We start from the raw sequence: 1,355 nt of genomic DNA, 5'->3' as shown, positions 1-1,355 counted from the left end.
CAGCTTCTGGTTGCTCAGCACGGGCAGCAGCCTGTCGGATGTTACCGCCTGTGGATGGTTGTGGTACTTCTCTATAATTACGGCAGCCTTTGCGAGCAGCGGAATGTTGGAGGGAACGTTGGTCTTTTGCCGGTGGGTGTTAATCCAGAGGGAGCCGTTGATGCCCTTGGAGATGTTTTCGGGCCTGAGGTTGGCCACGTCGATGTAGGCCAGCCCGGTGTAGCAGGCAAAGATGAAGAGGTCCTTCACCTGTTCGAGCCTAGGTGATACCATCTTCTTGGCCTCTATCTGCTCCAGCTCCTCCATGGTGAGGAATCCGCGATCCACGGGCTTAACCGCTGGGGAGAACCCCATGAAAGGGTCTCGGGTTATCCACTCGTTGAGGAGGGCAACGCGGGTAATACGCTTGAGATTCTTGACGTACTTGGCCGAGGAGTTGGGGTTGCACTTCCGAACCGTTATCAGGTAGTGGTAGAAGTCTGCTGCAAAGCTGGTGCCCAGCTACGAGAGGTAGATGTCGCCGGTTCCGTACTTGGCCTGCATGAACTCGAGCACATGCCCCTTGGTGGTTTGGTAGCGGACGTGCGTGGCGGGAGAGTGATCAATGCCGACGCGTTCCAGTAGCCTGTCGTTGTGGAAGGAGAAGGCCTCCATCAGCGTTCTCTGGTTTGGCAGACTGCCTGTCATCTGGTTCTTGATGGATTGGGCGGTTACAACTTTCCCATCCTTAATCAGCTTCTCCTGGGCATCATAGGCAAGCTGCCTCCAGTAGGCGATATACTGGTTGATTGACTTGGCTGCTTCGCTATTCCCGAGCATGAGCCCAGCAGCGGCATTCCACTTCGTGACCTCAACCTCCCGCTTTAGGGAGAACTCTGCCCGCTTGCCGTTAACGGTTATTCGCATGTAAATGGGAGAAAATTTACTGTGAGTGCTCATTGACTTACGGATGTAAAAGAGCACGGCAATTGACTGTTTTTGCTTCATTTTATGCTTACGTTTTTAATATGAAGGTTAGAAAATGTGCTTGTCGATAGTAAATATCGGCAATTACCCTCAAAATTTATGTTGTAAAGCGCAAATGTTCAGCATGGTATAAGGGATTCGGTGCGTTAAACTGAACCTCTAAAAAATGACGCACCGAATTTGCGGCTTGAAGGTTGGGAATTGGTGGGTTTTGTTGGAATGGGTAAAAACACAAAACCCTGTAAACCATTCGATTTACAGGGCTTTATTGTGCTTTGATGTTGTGGTCTGCGGAGAGGGAGGGATTCGAACCCCCGGAGGTTTGACCCTCAACGGTTTTCAAGACCGCCGCAATCGACCACTCTGCCACCTCTCCGAGGACAAAAGTA

General features: G+C 51.3%; 1 protein-coding gene, 1 tRNA gene and 2 pseudogenes. All 4 read right to left on the bottom strand.

From position 1 onward, the window contains the following. Nucleotides 1-354, bottom strand: a pseudogene (locus tag CLV25_RS15995) (site-specific integrase); the annotation flags it as partial. A gap of 12 nt (nucleotides 355-366) precedes the next feature. Next, a pseudogene (locus CLV25_RS16205) lies at nucleotides 367-501 on the bottom strand (phage integrase SAM-like domain-containing protein); the annotation flags it as partial. Next, nucleotides 502-987 carry an Arm DNA-binding domain-containing protein gene (locus CLV25_RS15835; protein WP_131840643.1) on the bottom strand — a complete coding sequence of 162 codons (486 nt, stop codon included), beginning with the start codon at nucleotides 985-987 and terminating at the stop codon, nucleotides 502-504. A 270-nt stretch (nucleotides 988-1,257) separates the two neighbouring features. Beyond that, a tRNA-Ser gene (locus CLV25_RS15830) sits at nucleotides 1,258-1,342 on the bottom strand. Between the last annotated feature and the right edge of the window lie 13 nt (nucleotides 1,343-1,355).

The sequence above is a fragment of the Acetobacteroides hydrogenigenes genome (assembly GCF_004340205.1).
GTDB classification, from domain to species: Bacteria; Bacteroidota; Bacteroidia; order Bacteroidales; family ZOR0009; genus Acetobacteroides; species Acetobacteroides hydrogenigenes.
The sequence above is the reverse complement of the archived record's forward strand: the minus strand, read 5'-3'. Positions and strand labels throughout refer to the sequence as shown.